1 protein-coding gene is annotated in these 1,838 nt (G+C 54.5%); it reads right to left on the bottom strand.

Going from position 1 to position 1,838, the window contains the following annotated elements; genetic code table 11:
* Positions 1-57: 57 nt before the first annotated feature.
* Positions 58-1,838: LPXTG cell wall anchor domain-containing protein (locus QZL67_RS03880; protein WP_292919817.1), on the bottom strand; the 1,781-nt coding region annotated here is incomplete at its 5' end.

Raw genomic sequence — 1,838 nt, 5'->3', positions numbered from 1 at the left:
CCTGACCGATCGGTCAGGGGCCTTTTGCTGTGCTTATGATGCGGCTTTTCCGCGTTGTTATTCCTCGTCCCGCTTCTTGCGGCCCAGAACGGTTACCGCTGCCAGGCCGGAGCCGGACAGTCCGGTGAGCGCCAGCCACAGAGCAGAGAGATCACCGGTCTTGGGAACTTCCGCCATCGGCGTATCCTCCTCGGGGATGTCCGTGGTGGGGGTGTCCTCGTCGGGGATATCGGTGGAAGGCGTGTCGCCGGGGATGACGGTACCGGGCAGATCCGTGGTGGGCGTGTCCTCATCGGGGATGTCGGTGCCGGGATTGCTGGGTCTGTCGTCATCGTCATCATCGTCGTCATCGTCATCACCCGGGTCGGTGGTGCCGCCGCCACCGCCGGTGGTGCGGTCGTAGCGCAGCACAATGACGTTGGACGCCTCGTCCTGCACAAGGACCAGTTTATCCGCAGGCGTCACGCTGGTGAACGTATAATCATTCCCGTCATAGGTGGTCAGATGCACGGCGGAAGCAGACGTGATCTCCTGGTCCACGGTGCCTTCCACACCCTCGGTAATCACGTTGCCTGCCAGATCTGTGGTCACGGAGCCGGTCAGAGAATCATTGGTATAGTACTCATGCCGGACGGTATAGGTGGTGTCGGTCTGCTCCAGCTCCAAAGCCATGTAGAAAGAGAAGTCATAGTTCATATAGCCGTTGCCAACACCGGGGCCATCCAGGCACAGGATCAAATCCAAATCCATTGCAGAATCATCCGCATTGGTGAGTTCCTTCTCCGTGAGAGACGCCAGATATGCATCCGTTGCCTTCCACAGATCCGTGCCTTCCATATAGTCACCAATGCCGCGGGTACGGGTAAACTCGGTATTGCGGTTGGGATTCATGTCTGCCGTTTCGCTGCCAAATGCCACGCTGAAGAAATCCTGATAGAAAATGTTGTAGGAAAAAGCAGCCAGATCCTGTTCCGGCCAGCGGAACTGTACGTCGCAGCCTTCCTCTGTTTCATCCGTAATGTGCAGATAGGGAACCATCTCCGGATGTTCCTGCTTGAGGGTTTCCAGCGTCTCCCAGCTTACCTCTTCAAAAATACCATTCTTACCCTTTTTAGCCAGCTCATCACCAAGTTCCGGTTTTGCCGCGGCTAATTCCTCAAAGGAGGCATAGCTGGTGCCATAGGAATCGTTGAAATAAGCCAGCATATAATCCGTCAGAGCCTGGTCACCGGTATAACCCTTCTCAGCCAGCTTGTCGTAAATGCCGAACATATCCTCGATCGTGACGTTTGCACTTCCGCTGCGTCCAAACAGCTCACTATAGATAGATCTGTGAGAAATCTGAATGGCACTGGAAAAGCTGACGGGAATCCGCTGGCCATCATATCCCAGGAACAGCGTCTGCTCACCAAAATCACTGGCTTTGGCAGTGGAAAGGACAAAGCTTCCATCCTGATACTGGTAAGTGTGCCCGGAATGATTGACAATGGTCAGATGAATCGGATTGCTGTCACCCGGCATCACAGGATAACTATCATAGCCATTTTCCACAGCATACTGATTTATGATCGTCAGGATCACATCACTCAGGTCAAGGACCAGGTCACCATCTGCGTCTTCCCCAATGGTAACCGTGATCTCAAATCTGCCGGCCTCTTCATTGAATTGCCCCTCGTAAGTGATCCCGTCAGACATCTTCTGATAGTTCACCGTGCAGGTCTCTTCCGGGATCTCCGGCGCGTCCTCGTCCTCTGTAACCTGAACTGTCCAGGATTCCTCCTCACGTATATACAAGGGGTCACTTAGAGTGAGAACCTCCTCCGGCAGGGTACCCTCCG

The sequence above is a fragment of the Oscillibacter sp. CAG:155 genome, assembly GCA_000436875.1.
Lineage (GTDB): Bacteria > Bacillota > Clostridia > Oscillospirales > Oscillospiraceae > Oscillibacter.
The sequence above is the reverse complement of the archived record's forward strand: the minus strand, read 5'-3'. Positions and strand labels throughout refer to the sequence as shown.